Raw genomic sequence first — 17,036 nt, forward strand, 5'->3', positions numbered from 1 at the left:
GCGCGCTCAATCCATTCTGTACGGGTTGAAGATGCCGGCCGGGTCGAAAGCCTGCCGCAGACGCTGGTGGATGGTGGCCACGGCCGGCGCCAGCGGGTGAAACACGCCCACGGCCTTGTCGCCGCCACGGAACAGGGTGGCGTGGCCGCCAGCGGCCGCCACGGCCTGGCGAATCTGCACGCTGCCGGCCGCATCGGCGTCGCCATCGAGCTTGAGCCAGCGCTGCGCGCCACCCCACTCGATCAGCTGGCGCCCTTTCAGGATCATCGCGCTGGCGTGCGGCGGCAGCGACAAGCGCCACAGGCTGCCCGCGCCCGCAAAGAATGCATGCGTTTGCTCGCGCACGGACAGCCAGAAGGCGGCCGCGTCATCGTATGCCAGCACTTCGCCACCCAAGGATTGCAGCGCCGCCGAGACAGCCGCCTCGGCGCCGGACAGGCGCACCGTCAACACGCCATCGTGCCAGCAGCTGGCCGATATCGGCAGCGGCTTGCCCGCCCACTCATTAAGCATGCGCAAGGCGGCGATTTCCGCGCACGCCACGCGTAACGTCGCTTCGCGCAGCGGCAAGGGCAGCACCTTCAGCGACACTTCCAGGATCAGGCCCAAGGTGCCCAAGGACCCCGCCAGCAGGCGCGAGACATCGTAGCCGGCCACGTTCTTCATGACTTGTCCGCCGAAGGCCAGGCGTTCGCCATGGCCATCCATCAGCACGGCGCCCAGCACGAAATCGCGCAAGGCGCCCGCGCTGGCCCGGCGCGGGCCGGACAAGGCACTGGCGACGACGCCGCCCACCGTGGCGCCGGGGCCGAAGTGCGGTGGTTCGAACGCCAGCATCTGGTTGCGCGCGGCCAGCGCCGCCTCGATCTCGGCCAGCGGCGTGCCGCAGCGGGCCGTGATCACCAGCTCCGTCGGTTCATAGTCGATGATGCCCGCATATGCGCGCGTGTCGAGCACCTCGCCTGTCAGCTGCTGACCATACCAGTCCTTCGTGCCGCCGCCGCGCAGGCGCAAGGGCTTGCCCGCCGCGCTGGCCGCCAGTATCTGCTGCCTGAATTGTTCCGCTATCGCTTGCAAAGGGGTCTCCGGAAAATTAAAAACGAGGCAGGTTGGCAAACGGCAGACGTCCCGCCGTCACATGCATCTTGCCGAATTCGGCGCAGCGGTTCAAGGTGGGAATCGCCTTGTCCGGGTTCAGCAAGGTGTGGGGATCGAAGGCACGCTTGACGGCAAAGAAGGCATCGAGTTCGGCGCGCGTAAACTGCACGCACATGGAATTGATCTTTTCCATGCCCACGCCATGTTCGCCCGTGATGGTGCCGCCGACGGCCACGCACAGGGCCAGGATATCGGCGCCAAACGCTTCGGCGCGCTCGAATTCGCCGGGCATGTTGGCGTCGAACAGGATCAATGGGTGCAGATTGCCGTCGCCCGCGTGGAACACGTTCGCGCAGCGCAAGCCATGCGTCGTTTCCATGGCGGCGATACCCGTCAGCACTTCCGCCAGTTTTTTGCGCGGGATGGTGCCGTCCATGCAATAGTAATCGGGCGAGATGCGACCGGCGGCGGGAAAGGCGTTCTTGCGGCCGGACCAGAATTTCATGCGCTCCGCTTCCGACTGCGAAACGGCAATCGCACTGGCGCCCGCCCCTTCCAGCACGGCCGTCATGCGCGCGATTTCCTCTTCCACTTCCTCGTGCGTGCCATCCGCTTCGCACAGCAAAATGGCGGCCGCGTCGATGTCGTAGCCGGCCTTGACGAACGGCTCGACCATGCGCGACGACGTCTGGTCCATCATTTCCAGCCCGGCCGGAATGATGCCGGCGGCGATCACGTTGGCCACGGCATTGCCGCCCGTGACGACGTCGCCGAACGACGCCATGATGACACGCGCCGTGGCCGGCTTCGGTATCAGTTTCACGGTCACTTCCGTGACGATGCCCAGCATACCTTCGGAGCCGATGAAGACGGCCAGCAGGTCGAGACCGGGAGAGTCCAGGCATTCGCCACCCAGCTCCAGCACATCGCCATCGATGGTGACGACGCGCACGCGCAGCACGTTATGCACGGTCAAGCCGTATTTGAGGCAATGCACGCCGCCCGAGTTTTCCGCCACGTTGCCGCCGATGCTGCAGGCGATCTGCGACGAGGGATCGGGCGCGTAATACAAGGCATATTGTGCGGCCGCTTCGGAGATGGCCAGGTTGCGCACGCCCGGCTGCACCACGGCCGTGCGCGCGTACGCATCGACGCGCACGATGCGGTTCAGACGCGCCGTCGACAGCACCACGCCATCGGCGATCGGCAAGGCGCCGCCCGACAAGCCCGTGCCGGCGCCGCGCGGCACGATCGGCACGCCAAGTTCGCGGCAGACGCCGAGGATGGCGATGACCTGCTCTTCCGTGTCCGGCAAGGTCACCACCATCGGCAACTGGCGGTAGGCGGCCAGACCGTCGCATTCGTAAGGGCGCGTATCTTCGGCGTCGGACAGCACGCAGCGGGCCGGCAGCACGGCCAGCAGGGCCGCGACGACGGCTTGCTGGCGCGCGGCGGTCAATCCGGATTCAGGGGCAGCATTGAGCATAAGATGGGAGACAAATGGGCATGGGCGTGCAACGATTGTAAGCACAAAAGTGGCGCGCACCGCATTTTTTGTCCGATTTGCCCGCAAATCCGGCGCCGGGCGGCGCGCAGTGTCGTATGCTGCCCCCATTCTTCTTTACAGGATCCGCATCATGGGCAACCGACTTTCGAAAATCGCCACGCGCACGGGCGACAATGGCAGCACCGGCCTGGGCGACGGCAGCCGTACCAGCAAAGACAGCGCCCGTATCCACGCCATGGGCGACGTGGACGAACTCAATTCCAATATCGGCTTGCTGCTGTGCGAAGCCATGCCCGACGCCTTGCGCGACGAGCTGGTGGCCATCCAGCACGACCTGTTCGACCTGGGCGGAGAAATCTGCATCCCCGGCTACCAGCTGATCAAGGAAGAACACGTGCTGCGCCTCGATGACCTGCTGGCGAAATACAATGCGGACTTGCCGGCCCTTTCCGAATTCATCCTGCCGGCCGGCTCGCGCGCCGCCTCGCTCGCGCATGTGTGCCGCACCGTGTGCCGCCGCGCCGAACGCAGCATCGTCGCGCTGGCCAATGCGGAAACCATCCACGAGCATCCGCGCCAGTACGTGAACCGCCTGTCCGACCTGCTGTTCGTGCTGTCGCGCGTGCTCAACCGCTTTGCCGGCGGCAGCGACGTGCTGTGGCGGCATGACCGCGCCAGATGACGCGGCCATGCACGTGTTGCTTATTCCGGCATCTCGGGATAGATGCCATTACGGCAGTTTTCAACGCAGAAATTGTAGTTGTCGCGGCAGGAAGCGTCACCCCGGCCTTCGTCGAGACAAATTCCCCTTAATTGGGCGCACTGGAAACCACAGCTTGGAGTGCTGTTTGCCGCCTTGTTGAACGACAGGCTGGCACCTGCAACAAAAAGAAAAAAAGCGATTTTTTTAAACATGCTGTTCCTTAGTGAGCGACGTGAAGTAAACACGCAACATGTCACAGTTTCATGTTGCGCCCAAAGACAAGGGATAGAATCGGCTAGCGCCTTTCTTCAGCACCGGCCAGAATAGTTATTGGATTTTCCTAGCCGCAGGCCTGAAGACACACTTTATTGGCGCGGACGCATGAAGGAACACTGAACTCCATGACACAGGCATCGAGCGCCATATAACACTCGGACTGGCATTCGGAAATGTCGGCGGTACTACTGGCCATCGCATACGAGGCGCTGACGCCCATGGCAAACAAAAAGAAACCGAGCTTTTTGAACATACGTACTCCTTGGTGGAAATGAGGCACTGCAGGACGGATGAGGTGATTCGGCCGGCCCGGCCACGATACGGGCAGGCCGGCAACCATCATGGACGGCACATTTACGGCAGGTATGGATCGCAGCGGTCGTAGCACATCTGATGAATCTTGGTGCAGGCACCAGGCGCGGTCGGATGGTCCGTCATGCACTGGTCCAGCCTGTCATCGCATTGCGAATAGCATTCCGGCTCGCCGCCGCCGGCAATCGCATACGAGGCGCTGACGCCCATGGCAAACAAAAAGAAACCCAGTTTTTTGAACATAAGCACTCCTGTTGAATTGACAGACGATCACTGACATCCATGGCGCGCCGTCTCTTACGCGCCATCCACACTGCGTCAGCGCGTTCCTAGCGCAGGCACTGGTTCAGGCATTCCTTGTACTGCTGTATGCAAGCTGGCTGGTCGAACTCCACGCAATCGAGCATGTTGCGTTCGCAGACAAAGGTGCAATCGGGGCTGCCCGCGTGCACACTGAAGGACAGGGCCGTGCCGGCGGCAAACAGGAAAGCGGCAATCTTTTTGAACATGGTCAGCCTTTCAAGTTAACAAGTTGAAGCGTCAGATTTTCTTCAGCGCCGCTTCCAGCGCGCCTGCATTGAAACCCTGGATCTTGCGGTTGCCGATCAACACCACCGGTACACCGCCGCCACCGAGTGCTTCATGGGCTTTTCTTGCTTCCGGGGATTTCTCGATATCGAGATCGACGAATTCGATCTTGTTTTCCTTGAAGTAGGCGCGCGTCTTGGCGCAATAGCCGCACCAATCCGTGCCGTACAGCACCACTTTCGTCTGGGCATTCGGGAAATACGCGGCGTAATTGCCCTCGGTGTAATTCGACTTGAGCAAGCCAGGCAACAAGGACAGGCCATAACCGCTGCCCAGGCCGGCGGCCAGGATCAAGCCATACATGGCGATGGTTTTAATTTTCTTTTGCATCATAAGTTTCTTAGAGGCGTAGAGGATCGATGGGCGGCCAGCGCAGCAGGCGATGACCGGCCGCCTCGCAATGCAAAAACGGATATCAAGCGCCGATTTGGCAGACTTTCAGGCAGGCTTTGTAACTGCCGATGCAAAATGGGGATCTGTCACCATTCATCATCGTGCATTCCCGCAGCTCCTCCTCGCAGCTGGAGCAGCCGATATCGGAAGCGATGGCGTAGGAAGCGCTCAGTCCCAGGGTAAAAATAAATGCTGCAATCTTTTTCATTTACTACTCTCCATGTTAGCGATTGCGCCAGGCAAACCTGGCAATCGCGTCAGACCAGTCGTAAAAAAATCCATATGAATTTCATTTTTGCTTGCTACGAAATCGAATATAGACCGCACTTATTTTAGAGTCAACGTTTCCTTTCGATAAATTTCCAGTTTGAAAAATATATCGGGAAAGCCCATGAAATGTGGAATTTGGAGAGATTAGCAAGCGCCAAACGTCTATACAATATTGGCGCCGCAAGCAGGAAAAGGCCGGTTGCGGGCGCAACCGGCCGAGCGGCTACGCTTCAACGCGAGGATGCCACCGCGCTATCGACGGCCTGCACATGCTCGCGCAGCAAGCCGCGCAACAACTGCACCTGCGCCACCGCATCGGCTTGCAGGACTGTCAAACCTTCGGCCGCGCACGGACCCGGCGCACTGGCATCGGCTGCACCACGCAGCAGCGCATCGATTTCCCCGCTGACGGCGGCAATCCACCGTTGCAATTCGGGCGGCGCCGGCTCGGCCTGGGGACTCAAACTGATGCGCGCCGTGCTGCCCGCCACGCGGCGCAGCAGCGGCAAGGTGCGCAGCGCCGCCAGGCCCACGCCGCTGCTGCGGTCCAGGCGGCGCTCGATGCGCAGGCGCTGCAGCACTTGCTCCGCGTTATTGCTGGCCAGCCCCGCCTCGCGGCGCAGGCGCGCAATCGCGCTATCCCAGCGTCCGCCCGCCGCCAGCACGGCCAGCAGGTATTTCAGGTTGGCCGACACGGCTTTCGCCAGGCGCTGGTCGAGGTCGTCCGCCTCGCGGTCCGGCCACAGGAAAAACGTGGCCAGCAGAGCCAGCACGCAACCGAGCACGTTGTTGCCCAGGCGGCTCATCGCATACACCATCTCGCTGGCCGGCGCCGCATAGTCGGCCACCAGCACGAAGGCGGGCGTCATGAACAGCACGTGCAGGCTGTAGCTGACACGGCGCAAGGCCATGGTGGCGACAATCAGGGGAAACACCACCAGCGAGATGCCCAGCGGCGTGTAAATGACCAGGCCGATCAGCACGGCCAGCACGGCGCCCAGCACGCTGCCAGCGACCCGCTCGATGCCGCGCGGCCAGGTCGTCGATACGGATGGCTGCAAGATCAATAAGGTCGCCATCGTGGCCCAGTAGCCGAACGGAATCTGCAAGGCTTCGACCAAGAGGAAGCCGGCCGTCGTCGCCAGCGACACGCGCGCCGCATGGCGCCAGCTCAACGATTGCGGCGTGGCGTTGACCTTCGCCGTTTGCCATGCCTGCCCCAGCGCCAGGAAAGCCGCCTCGCGCCACGGCAGCTGCGTCGCGCGCGGCAAGCCCAGTTCCATGAAGTCCACGTTCAGTCGCAGCGGCAGCAAGGCGCCCAGCGCCGCTTCCAGGCGCCGTCCGCAGCCCGCCAGGCGGCGCTGCAATGCCAGGGGCGGCGTTTCCGGCTGGCGCTGTACGGCCTGTCCCAGGCGGCGCAGCAGCACGGCCATCACTTCCAGGCTGCGCCGCGCGCGCGGATCCTGGCGCAGGCGCTGCTGCTCGCGCTCGCACGTATGCGTGACGGCGATCAGATAGGCGAAGATGCGCTCGGCGTCGCTGAGCGCCAGCAGCAGGTTGTCGTACAGGGCGCTGCGTCCCGCGCGCGCGGGCGGCACGGCGGCCAGCGCCACGCGCGCCGCTTCCAGCGCTGCACGCGCCTGCGAGCGGTAGCTGGCGCCATGCGCGGTGGCGTCCGGCAGCGCCGGGCCCTGTTCCAGGAAGCGCGCATTGTCGCGCGCGATGCCGGCCAGGCGCGAGTACGCGGCACGGATGGCGCGCCTGGCCGGGCTGAACGGGTGGATGCGCCAGACGGTAAAACTGAGCACGGTGGCAAACAGGCAGCCGAACATGTACAAGCCCAGGAAAGGCGCTGTCTGCGTCATCGATTCCAACGGATGCGTGACCATCACCACGCAGGCCGTGGCCGCCAGGATGGCCACTTGCGCCGTGGCCGCACCCCAGATGCGCGCCAGCGCGCCGGCCCAGGAAAACAGCAGCACGGCGATGGCCGCCGCCACCACGCCATGGCCGGCCGCCAGCGCCGTCAAGCCGCCAGCGACCGTCGACAGCAAGCCGAAGCCCACCATCGAGACGAAGCGCATGCGCCGCGTGCCGGCCGCGTCCGCCAGGCAGGTCCAGAAGGCGCCGATGGCGGCCCAGGAAAAATCGGGGTGGTCGAACAGCAGGCCCAGCAGCAGCATGGCGCTCGAGGCGCAGGCGGCCCGCAGGCCCTCGGACAGATTCGTTTCGTCGATGGCCAGGCTGACCATCCACAGGGGACGGCGCTGCGCCAGCTTGTCGGTATAGGCATGCATGCCCGTCAGCCAGCGGCCGGCCAGTGCGCGCGAACGGCGGTGAAGTTTCCTGAAATGCAAGTTGGACTTTGAAAGGGTATCAAAGCGTCATCGTAGCATTCCCCGGCGAAAAATGTTGCAGTGCAGCGTAAAATCCCTGCGGACGAAAAAAAGGGCTCTGTCATCGGCAAGCAGGGGAAATGCCGGAATCTTCCCTTGCTTGTGCTGTCTGACTCTGCATACTCACCACGCAGGGAGCAGATCATGCAGGCAGCCGAATGGATCAGCTTTATCGCGCAGTTTGCGCAGTTGAACCGACGCCAGCGCCAGGCAGGAATGGCCCTGCTGCGTGGCAACGCGCCACACGACGCGACCGTCGCGCTGCTGGAAAGTGTGGCCCAGCCGCGATTGGCCTGTCCCGCCTGTCACTCGGCACACCTGCACCGGCACGGCCATGCGCACGGCTTGCAGCGCTACCGCTGCGTTCCCTGCGGGCGTACCTTCAATGCCTTGACGGGCACGCCGCTGGCCCGCTTGCGCCACAAGGCGCTGTGGCTCGAGTATGCCGATTGCCTGCTCGACTCATCTTCGGTGCGCCAGGCTGCCAGCCAATTGGGTGTGCACCGCAACACCACGTTTCGCTGGCGTCACCGGTTTTTATCGCTGGCAAAGACGGATCGGCCGCATGGCCTGCATGGCATCGCCGAAGCCGACGAGTTATATCTGCTGGAATCGGAAAAGGGATCCAGAAACATGACGCGTCCGCCACGCCGCCGTGGCGGCCATGCTCACAAACGCGGCATATCCAATGAACAGGTGTGCATCCTGGTGGCGCGAGACCGCACGGGCCAGACCCTCGATTTCGTCACGGGCAAAGGGGCGCTGACCAAGGCGCAGTTACACCATTGTTTGCTACCCATGATCGACAAGGATGTCTTGCTGGTCACCGATGTCCATGCCGCCTACCGGGCTTTTGCTCGGGAAGCGGGCATCAGCCACCAGGCCGTCAACTTGCGCGCAGGCATCCGCGTACAGGGCGCCGCCCACGTGCAGAACGTCAATGCTTATCACAGCCGTTTGCGGCAATGGCTGGGTCCCTTTCACGGCGTGGCGACGCGCTACCTGCCAAATTATCTGGGGTGGCGCTGGATACTCGACGCCGGGCGCATCCGTTCACCGGAAACGTTATTGAGAGCAACGCTGGGCGCCTTCCCACATCTGACGGTGACATAGCCAAAAAAAGCGGCACCGCAGTGCCGCTTTTCCTGTCGACAGATAAATTTAGCTGACGACAGCCAGGCGCGGCTGCGTGCCGCCAAAACGCTGCTCGATCGACGCGGCAATGCCGGTGGCGTCCAGGCCCACGCTTTTCAGCAGTTGCACGGGGTCGCCATGGTCGATGAAGGTGTCGGGCAAGCCCAGCATCAGGATCGGCTTGACGATCCCCTCTGCCGCCAGCGCTTCGGCCACGGCAGAACCGGCGCCGCCCATGATGCAGCCCTCTTCCACCGTCACCAGGTAATCGTGTTCCGCGGCCAGCTGTTTCACCAGCGCCACGTCGAGCGGCTTGACGAAGCGCATGTTGGCCACCGTCGCGTCGAGCTTGTCGCCTGCCGCGACACTCGGCGCCACCATGGAACCGAAGGCCAGGATGGCGATGCGCTTGCCGTGGCGCTTGAGCTCGCCCTTGCCGATTTCAATGCTGGTCAGTTCCGGCACGATGGCCACGCCGGCACCGGCGCCGCGCGGATAGCGGATGGCGGCCGGGCCCGGATAGTGGTAGCCCGTCGTCAGCATTTGGCGGCATTCGTTTTCGTCGGACGCGGCCATGACGACCATGTTCGGGATGCAGCGCAGGAACGCCATGTCGTAGTTGCCCGCGTGCGTGGCGCCATCGGCGCCCACGAGGCCGGCGCGGTCCAGCGCGAACGTCACGTCCAGGTTTTGCAGGGCCACGTCATGGATCAATTGATCGTAGGCGCGCTGCAGGAAAGTCGAATAGATGGCCACGACGGGTTTCAAGCCTTCGCAGGCCAGGCCGGCGCCGAAGGTCACGGAATGCTGTTCGGCGATGCCGACGTCGAAATAGCGGTTCGGGAATTGCTGTTCAAATTTCACCATGCCCGAGCCTTCGCGCATGGCCGGCGTGATGCCCACCAGGCGCTTGTCGTGCGCGGCCATGTCGCACAGCCAGTTGCCGAACACTTCCGTGTACGTCATCTTGCCCGGCGCCGTGGCCGGCTTGATGCCTTCCGCCGGATTGAACTTCGGCGTGCCGTGGTACAAAATCGGTTCCGCCTCGGCCAGCTTGTAGCCCTGGCCCTTCTTGGTGACCACGTGCAGGAATTGCGGGCCCTTCAATTGCTTGATGTTTTGCAAGGTCGGGATCAGCGAATCGAGGTCGTGGCCATCGATGGGGCCGATGTAATTGAAACCGAATTCCTCGAACATGGTGGCAGGCACGACCATGCCCTTGGCGTGCTCCTCAAAGCGCTTCGCCAGTTCCAGCACGGGGCCGGGCAACACCGACTTGCCGACATTTTTCGCCGCCGCATAGAACTGGCCCGACATCAAGCGCGCCAGGTGACGGTTCAGCGCGCCCACGGGCGGCGAGATCGACATATCGTTGTCGTTCAAAATCACCAGCAGGTTGACGTCTTCCTGCACGCCCGCATTGTTCATCGCCTCGAAGGCCATGCCGGCCGTCATCGAACCGTCGCCGATCACGGCGATCGCGTGCAGCGGGTCGCCCTTGATCTTGGCAGCCTGCGCCATGCCCAGCGCGGCCGAGATCGACGTCGACGAGTGCGCCGTGCCGAAGGTATCGTATTCGCTTTCGTCGCGCTTCGGGAAGCCGGAAATACCGTCTTTCTGGCGCAAGGTATGCATGCGCTCGCGGCGGCCCGTCAGTATCTTGTGCGAATAAGTCTGGTGGCCCACGTCCCAGACGATGCGGTCGTGCGGCGTGTTGAACACGTAATGCAGCGCGACGGTCAGCTCGACCGTACCCAGGTTGGACGACAGGTGGCCGCCCGTCTTGGAGACGGAGTCGAGCAGGAAGCTGCGCAGTTCCTGGGCCAGCGGCACCAGTTGCGAGCGGGCCAGCTTGCGCACTTGCGCTGGTTCATTGATGGTTTCTAACAGTTTCATTTATGCCTTCCGCTGCACGACCAGGTCCGCCAGCTCGCGCAGACGGCGTGCCTTGTCCCCGAATGGCGCCAGCGCCGCATGGGCGTCGCACCGCAATTGTTCTGCCAGGGCTCTCGATGGTTCCAGCCCCAGTATCGATACGTAAGTCGGCTTGTTGGCAGCCGCATCCTTGCCTGCCGTCTTGCCCAGGGTGGCCGAGTCGGCCGTGGCGTCGAGCACATCGTCGACCACCTGGAACGCCAGCCCGACGGCGCGCGCATACGCGTTCAGCGCCGTCATCTCGTCTGGCGTCAAATCCTTGCCGGCCAGCGCGCCGAGGATCACGGCCGCGCGCAGCAAGGCGCCTGTTTTCAACTGATGCATCTGTTCCAGCTGCGGCAAGGTCAAGGCCAGGCCGACGCTGTCGAGGTCGATCGCCTGGCCGCCGCACATGCCTGCCGAACCCGAGGCGTGCGCCAGCAGCTTGAGCATGGCCATCTGCCGCGCCGGAGGAATGGCCGCGCCGTCGGCCAGCAGCATGAAGGCCTGCGATTGCAGCGCGTCGCCGACCAGCAGGGCTGTCGCTTCATCGTAGGCGATGTGCACGGTGGGCTTTCCACGGCGCAAGGCATCGTCATCCATGCACGGCATGTCGTCATGCACGAGCGAATACACGTGAATCATTTCCAGCGCGCAAGCTGCGCGCGCGAGGGTATCTTGATCGGCATCAAACAATTCACCCGCCGCCATCACCAGCAGCGGGCGCACGCGTTTGCCGCCGCCCAACAGCGCATAGCGCATGGCCGCGTGCAGCTTGTGCGGCACGACGTCTGCCGCCGGCAGGAACTGGTCGAGCCGGCCTTCCACGCCGGACTGGGTCGATTGCATCCAGTCGCCGAAGGTCACGCCGTCTTGTTGCACGCTGGCCATCATTGGGCGGCCTCGCCGGCATCCACGAACGGTTTCAACATGTCGCCTTCCAATACTTTCACCTGCGCTTCAACGCTGTCGAGCTGGGTAGCGCAATACTTGACCAGTTCCGAGCCGCGCTGATACGCCGCGACCGATGCTTCCAGCGGCAACTGGCCCGCTTCCATTTGCGTTACCAGCTGCGCCAGTTCCGCCATCGCCTCTTCAAACGAGGCCGGCGCTGCGGCAGCGGCAGTTAATTTCTTCGACATAAACTCAGATCTCTTCGTGGCACGAGGGGCTTGTAGGGAGACGCCGGGGATTCCCGGCCAGCATAGAAGCGTTATTTTAGAACAAACCACACTATTAAGTGAAAACTAAAGCGCAATCGGCGCGCTCAAAGTCAATAGCGTTGCCAGCTTGTCAGTGGATTTTAGCGCAATCGTCCCCATCTACCGGAAATTGCGCGCCAAATGACAATGTTTCTCATTAATAGACTATTTACCGGGGGGTTTTGGCAATGCCGAGGCCGATACGCGCTATAATCGCCGGTTCTGTCCGAAATACCGTTTCAACAAATTTGAATTCAGGTCTTTGCGGATTCTTTCTCTCTGTAGCGGTTGCCCAGGGAATGGCCTGGGGCACTGCTGACCGTTGTACATTTATGGGGGGTTGGGATGTCCGATCTGGCTACTCACGCCAAGCTGGCGCGCTCAAACGCGCAACTTCCGGTCCACGTCTATTTTGACGAAACGCTGTTGCAGCGTGAAATGCAGCAATTGTTCCAAGCCGGCCCGCGCTATGTCGGGCACGAGCTGATGGTGCCGGAAACCGGCGATTTTGCGACCCTGGCGTCTGAGAACGAAGGGCGCATGCTCGTGCGCAACGCCAACGGCATCGAAGTGCTGTCCAACGTATGCCGCCACCGGCAGGCGCTGATGTTCAACGGCCGCGGCAACGCGAACCATATCGTCTGCCCGCTGCACCGCTGGACCTACGACCTCAAGGGTGAACTGATCGGCGCGCCGCATTTCCCCGAGACGCCGTGCCTGAACCTGTCGAAAACGCCGCTGCAAAGCTGGAATGGCTTGCTGTTCGAACAGAATGGCTACAACGTGATGGAAAAATTGAAAGATTTGTCCGTCTCGAAAGATCTCGATTTTTCCGGCTACATGTTCGACCACGTGGAAATCCACGAGTGCGACTACAACTGGAAGACGTTCATCGAAGTCTACCTCGAGGATTATCACGTCGAACCGTTCCACCCGGGCCTGGGCAGCTTCGTCAGCTGCGACGACCTGCGCTGGGAATTCGGCAAGGATTACAGCGTGCAAACGGTGGGCGTGCACCGCGGCTTGCAGCAGGCCGGTTCGCCCGCCTACAAGAAATGGCAGGAGCAGGTGTTGCAATTCCGTGGCGGTGAAGCGCCGCCGTATGGCGCCATCTGGCTGACCCTGTATCCGAACATCATGGTCGAATGGTATCCGCACGTGCTGGTCGTCTCGACCCTGTGGCCCGATGGTCCGCAAAAGACGCGCAACGTGGTGGAGTTCTATTATCCGGAAGAAATCGTGCTCTTCGAGCGCGACTTCGTCGAAGCGGAACGGGCTGCCTACATGGAAACCTGCGTCGAGGACGATGAAATCGCCCAGCGCATGGATGCGGGCCGCAAGGCCCTGATGGCGCGCGGTGTCAGCGAAGTGGGCCCTTACCAGTCGCCCATGGAAGATGGCATGCAGCATTTCCACGAGTGGTACCGCAATAATATCGAACTATAATTCCCTCCAGGGCCGCATTGCGCGGCCTTTTCTTTTTCATCGTCAGGATTTCTCATGCAATCGCTTTGGATGCTATTTGCCAGTTTCATGTTCGCCATCATGGGCGTGTGCGTCAAGCTGGCGTCGGATATGTATTCGACGTCCGAAATCGTCATGTACCGCGGCATCATCGGCATGATCGTCATGAGCTGCACGATTTTGTACCAGGGCGGCAGTTTTAAAACCACGATGCCGGGCCAGCATCTGTGGCGCGGTGTGGTGGGCGTGATCGCCCTGTGGCTGTGGTTTTACGCGATCGCCATCCTGCCGCTGGCCACGGCCATGACCTTGAATTACATGGCGCCCATCTGGATCGCCGTGATCCTGCTGGCTGGCGGCTTCTGGAAAGGCATGAAACAGGTCGAGTGGCCGCTCGTGGCGGCCATCGCCATGAGCTTTGTCGGCGTGACCCTGCTGCTGCAGCCTGTGTTCGAAACGGACCAGCTGGCCGGCGCCATTACGGCCTTGATTTCCGGCATGCTGTCTGCCCTGGCCTATTTGCAGGTGCGCAAGCTGGGCTTGCTGGGCGAACCCGAATACCGGGTCGTATTTTATTTCTCGGTCGTCAATTTCCTCGCCGGCGTGATCGGCCACGTGGCCACTGCCGGCGGCGGCCCCGTCGTCTGGCATGCGCACACGAGCGCCTACGGCATCGGCTTGCTGGCCGCCATCGGCCTGTGCGCCACCATGGCGCAGATGGCCATGACGCGCGCCTATCGCCTGGGCAAGACCCTCGTGGTGGCCAATCTGCAATACACGGGCATCGTCTTTTCCAGCTTCTGGGGCGTGGTGATCTTCGGCGACCTGTTCGACTGGCACGGCTGGACCGGCATCGGCATCATTCTCGCTTCCGGCATCGCGGCAACCTATTACAATACCCGCAACACGGCCCGTGGCGCGGCGATCGCGCGCACGGATCCGATTGCCAGCGAAGTGTAAAGGAGCGTTTCCGATGTACACCACCTTGATCCAGGCCAGCGAACTGGCCAGCCACCTGAACGACAGCAACTGGGTGATCCTCGATTGCCGCCACGACTTGCTTAACCCCAATGCTGGCAGCGACGCGTTTGCCGCCGGCCACATCCAGAACGCGCAGTTCGCCGATATCGATACGGCCCTGTCCGGCCCCAAGACGGCGCGCGGCGCGGACTTTACGGGACGGCATCCTTTGCCCGACCGCAACGTCCTGCTGGCCACCTTGCGCGGCTGGGGCATCAATGACGACACGCAAGTGGTCGCCTATGACGGCCAGGGCGGCATGTTCGCCGCCCGTTTATGGTGGCTGCTGCGCTGGCTCGGCCATCCGGCCGTCGCCGTGCTCGACGGCGGCCTGGCCGCCTGGCAGGCGCAAGGCTTGCCCCTGGTCACGCCGGTAGCGCCCCGCCCTGTGGGCAACATCACGGAAAAAACCAGCCTGACGCGCACGGTCAGCGTGCAGGACGTCATCGCCAACCTGGAAACACAGGCACTGACCGTCATCGACGCGCGCGCGCCCGACCGCTATCGCGGCGAAAACGAAACCATCGACCCCGTGGGCGGCCACATCCCCGGCGCGAAAAACCGTTTCTTCAAAGATAACTTGCAAGCCGACGGCCGTTTCAAGAGCGCGGACGAACTGCAACGCGACTTCAGCGCATTGATAGACTCACCGCAAGCGGCCGTCCTGCAATGCGGCTCCGGCGTGACGGCTTGCCACAACCTGCTGGCCATGGAAGTGGCCGGCTTGCCGGGTGCGGCCCTGTATCCGGGCTCGTGGAGCGAATGGTGCGCCGATCCGGCGCGGCCTGTGGCGACGGGCACTGAATAAAAAAATGGCGGACCAACTGGTCCGCCACCTTTTATCAGTGGATAACTACGACGTTATCCCCAGCGCCTGATTCAGCCGTTCCAGCTCCGCCAGCCACGCCTGCTGGCTGGCCGGCTTCTGGTGACGCGGCTTGCGGGCCAGGTCCTCCGCCAGCAATTGCTCCAGTTCGCACAAGCGTTCCAGCTGCACGTCGACATCCGCCAGTACGGCAGATGCATGCTCCACGCGCGGCACGGGCGTCAACGCCTGCCCATCTTCTACACTGAGCCGTGCATACGCGCTGGCCGCGTCCGGCCACTCTGCCAGCTGGCCATCGGCCACCACCCAAAAACGGTTGCACGCCGTCTCGATCAGGTCGCGGTCGTGCGATACCAATAAACAGCCGCCCGCAAAGCCGCGCAGCGCTTGCCCCAGTTCCGCCTTGCCCTGCATGTCCAGGTGGTTGCTGGGCTCGTCCAGCAGCAGCAAATGGTAGCTGGCCAGGGACAGGCCCAGGAACAGCAGCCGCGCCCGTTCGCCGCCGCTCAGGGTGGCCACCGTCTGGCCATGACGCGCATAGGGAAAGCCGGCCGAAATCAAGGCCTGCTTGCGCGCCACCTGGCTGCGCGCAGCCTCGTTTTGCACGGCAAACGGGTACAGGGCGTCGGACAAATCCGCATCGTCCGCCAGTTGCTTGAGCGACTGGTCGTAGTAACCGATGTTGGCGGCGTGGTGGTAGCGCAGGTCACTGCGTTCCTCCTGCGCCTGTATCGCTTGCCAGCACAGGCGTAGCAAGGACGACTTGCCGCTGCCGTTGGCGCCCAGCAAGGCGATGCGGTCGCCCGGTTTCAGCCACAGCTGGCCGACGTGGAACAACAGCGGCGAGGCGGGCACGGCGCGCACGTCCAGGCCATCGAGCGCCAGCAGCTGGTCGGCCGCCAGCGCCTTGCCGCGCAGACTCAAACGCCAGGGCGCGCCCTCGCTGACGAACGACTGTTCATCCTGCAGTTTGTCGATGCGCCGCTGCATGTTTTTGGCCTTGCGCGCCATGCCGACGTTATCGTAGACCTTGCCCCACAGGGCCAGGCGGGTGCTGCTGACGGCCAGGCGGTCGATTTCCTTCTGTTCGGCCGCATGCCGGGCGGCAGCGGCCATGTCCGCTTCGGCCAGCGCCGCCAGCGCGGGGCCGCACGGCAAGTCGAAATCGTACAGGCGGCTATCGCGCAAGATCCAGCTGCGCGTGGCCACGTTGTCGAGCAGGCGCTGGTCGTGCGAGACGAGAATGAAGGCGCCGCGCCAGGCCAGCAGGAATTGCTCGAGCCACAGCAAGGACGGCAAGTCCAGGTGATTGCTCGGTTCGTCGAGCAGCAGCACGTTCGGTTCCTGCAGCAGGGCGCGCCCCAGCAGCAATCGCGTGTGCTGGCCGCCGGATAAAGAATGCACGGGCACTTGCGCGGTTTCCTGGTCGAAACCCAGCTCGGCCAGCAGGCTGTCGACCCGCCAATGCAGTTCCGGCTGGTCCAGCACGGGCGCCAGCAAGGCGTCGTACAGGCTCAGGCTGGCAAGTTCGGCTGGCAAATGCTGCTCCACGTGCTGCAAGCGGCAGGCACGGGCGACATGGATGGTGCCGGACGTCGCTTCCCGCGTGCCGCTGAGCAAGCCCAGCAAGGTGGATTTGCCGCAGCCATTGTGGCCGATCAGGCCGATACGGTCGCCCTGGCGCAAGGTAAAGGCGAGTTCGTTGAACAGGAAACCGTCGTGGGTATCCAGCTGTAAAGCTTGTGTCGAGATAAGGGTAGTCATGGCTCTTGTCTTTGTTCGGGATGCAAGCATCCGCGTTAACAGGAGCGCTAACGACAACGGAGTACCAGGAAAGGACTCGTGGAGGAGGGTAACTTTGCTCTGGCCAGGTTATCGCAGCGCGATAGAACGTGGGCAAGAGCTGGCAAATGTGCTTAAAGAACGCGCATCC

The 17,036-nt window shown here is 62.8% G+C and carries 18 protein-coding genes; 5 read left to right on the forward strand and 13 right to left on the reverse strand.

Annotated features, from left to right (window positions below; translation table 11 throughout):
* Positions 1-6: 6 nt before the first annotated feature.
* A complete protein-coding gene (gene glcE, locus SKZ59_RS26135; protein WP_319993394.1) occupies positions 7-1,077 on the reverse strand; it encodes a glycolate oxidase subunit GlcE in 1,071 nt (356 codons plus the stop codon).
* 16 nt (positions 1,078-1,093) lie between these two features.
* A complete protein-coding gene (locus tag SKZ59_RS26140; protein ID WP_128141300.1) occupies positions 1,094-2,584 on the reverse strand; it encodes an FAD-linked oxidase C-terminal domain-containing protein in 1,491 nt (496 codons plus the stop codon).
* 151 nt (positions 2,585-2,735) lie between these two features.
* Between SKZ59_RS26140 and SKZ59_RS26145 the strand changes: the two genes are divergently transcribed.
* Positions 2,736-3,287, forward strand: a complete 552-nt coding sequence (locus SKZ59_RS26145) for a cob(I)yrinic acid a,c-diamide adenosyltransferase (protein ID WP_034749092.1) — start codon at positions 2,736-2,738, stop codon at positions 3,285-3,287.
* A gap of 20 nt (positions 3,288-3,307) precedes the next feature.
* On the opposite strand, the gene SKZ59_RS26150 is transcribed toward SKZ59_RS26145, so the two are convergent.
* From SKZ59_RS26150 to SKZ59_RS26180, 7 genes are all read right to left on the reverse strand, one after another.
* Positions 3,308-3,520, reverse strand: a complete 213-nt coding sequence (locus SKZ59_RS26150; RefSeq protein ID WP_139143510.1) for a hypothetical protein — start codon at positions 3,518-3,520, stop codon at positions 3,308-3,310.
* 128 nt (positions 3,521-3,648) lie between these two features.
* On the reverse strand, positions 3,649-3,837 hold the full coding sequence (locus SKZ59_RS26155; protein ID WP_034749095.1) for a hypothetical protein: 189 nt from the start codon (positions 3,835-3,837) through the stop codon (positions 3,649-3,651).
* A gap of 101 nt (positions 3,838-3,938) precedes the next feature.
* Positions 3,939-4,139, reverse strand: coding sequence for a hypothetical protein (locus SKZ59_RS26160; RefSeq protein WP_034749098.1), 201 nt, complete (start codon positions 4,137-4,139; stop codon positions 3,939-3,941).
* Positions 4,140-4,225: 86 nt separating this feature from the next.
* Positions 4,226-4,405, reverse strand: a complete 180-nt coding sequence (locus SKZ59_RS26165) for a hypothetical protein (RefSeq protein WP_319993395.1) — start codon at positions 4,403-4,405, stop codon at positions 4,226-4,228.
* A gap of 31 nt (positions 4,406-4,436) precedes the next feature.
* Positions 4,437-4,814 (reverse strand): glutaredoxin family protein, encoded by a 378-nt coding sequence (locus SKZ59_RS26170; RefSeq protein ID WP_319993396.1) that lies wholly within the window; start codon positions 4,812-4,814, stop codon positions 4,437-4,439.
* An 85-nt stretch (positions 4,815-4,899) separates the two neighbouring features.
* Entirely contained in the window at positions 4,900-5,085 is a 186-nt protein-coding gene (locus SKZ59_RS26175) for a hypothetical protein (protein ID WP_034749106.1), read from the reverse strand.
* Positions 5,086-5,377: 292 nt separating this feature from the next.
* The gene (locus SKZ59_RS26180) at positions 5,378-7,444 is read right to left on the reverse strand and encodes an FUSC family protein (protein ID WP_319993397.1); all 2,067 of its coding nucleotides are present in this window, start codon (positions 7,442-7,444) and stop codon (positions 5,378-5,380) included.
* Between the two features lie 243 nt (positions 7,445-7,687).
* Here SKZ59_RS26180 and SKZ59_RS26185 point away from each other — a divergent pair, with 243 nt between their 5' ends.
* Positions 7,688-8,656 (forward strand): IS1595-like element ISJli1 family transposase, encoded by a 969-nt coding sequence (locus SKZ59_RS26185; RefSeq protein WP_319993398.1) that lies wholly within the window; start codon positions 7,688-7,690, stop codon positions 8,654-8,656.
* A 48-nt stretch (positions 8,657-8,704) separates the two neighbouring features.
* Here SKZ59_RS26185 and dxs read toward each other — a convergent pair whose 3' ends face one another.
* Genes dxs through SKZ59_RS26200 form a run of 3 tightly spaced genes read right to left on the reverse strand, consistent with a single transcriptional unit; the run spans position 8,705 to position 11,733 of the window.
* On the reverse strand, positions 8,705-10,573 hold the full coding sequence (dxs, locus tag SKZ59_RS26190) for a 1-deoxy-D-xylulose-5-phosphate synthase (protein WP_219329991.1): 1,869 nt from the start codon (positions 10,571-10,573) through the stop codon (positions 8,705-8,707).
* Positions 10,574-11,440, reverse strand: a complete 867-nt coding sequence (locus SKZ59_RS26195; protein WP_257620575.1) for a polyprenyl synthetase family protein — start codon at positions 11,438-11,440, stop codon at positions 10,574-10,576.
* A gap of 41 nt (positions 11,441-11,481) precedes the next feature.
* A complete protein-coding gene (locus tag SKZ59_RS26200; RefSeq protein ID WP_046683420.1) occupies positions 11,482-11,733 on the reverse strand; it encodes an exodeoxyribonuclease VII small subunit in 252 nt (83 codons plus the stop codon).
* Positions 11,734-12,138: 405 nt separating this feature from the next.
* On the opposite strand from SKZ59_RS26200, the gene SKZ59_RS26205 reads away from it, so the two are divergent.
* The 3 genes from SKZ59_RS26205 to SKZ59_RS26215 are packed head-to-tail and all read left to right on the forward strand — an operon-like array spanning position 12,139 to position 15,085.
* Positions 12,139-13,239, forward strand: coding sequence for an aromatic ring-hydroxylating oxygenase subunit alpha (locus SKZ59_RS26205; RefSeq protein WP_092612841.1), 1,101 nt, complete (start codon positions 12,139-12,141; stop codon positions 13,237-13,239).
* 54 nt (positions 13,240-13,293) lie between these two features.
* A complete protein-coding gene (locus tag SKZ59_RS26210) occupies positions 13,294-14,217 on the forward strand; it encodes a DMT family transporter (RefSeq protein WP_219329992.1) in 924 nt (307 codons plus the stop codon).
* Positions 14,218-14,230: 13 nt separating this feature from the next.
* Positions 14,231-15,085: a sulfurtransferase gene (locus SKZ59_RS26215; protein WP_319993399.1), complete on the forward strand. Its 855-nt coding sequence runs from the start codon at positions 14,231-14,233 to the stop codon at positions 15,083-15,085.
* Positions 15,086-15,130: 45 nt separating this feature from the next.
* Here SKZ59_RS26215 and SKZ59_RS26220 read toward each other — a convergent pair whose 3' ends face one another.
* On the reverse strand, positions 15,131-16,867 hold the full coding sequence (locus SKZ59_RS26220; protein ID WP_319993400.1) for an ABC-F family ATP-binding cassette domain-containing protein: 1,737 nt from the start codon (positions 16,865-16,867) through the stop codon (positions 15,131-15,133).
* Positions 16,868-17,036: the final 169 nt, after the last annotated feature.

Origin of the sequence: Janthinobacterium sp. GMG2, assembly GCF_033949445.1 — a bacterium.
GTDB classification, from domain to species: Bacteria; Pseudomonadota; Gammaproteobacteria; order Burkholderiales; family Burkholderiaceae_D; genus Janthinobacterium; species Janthinobacterium aestuarii.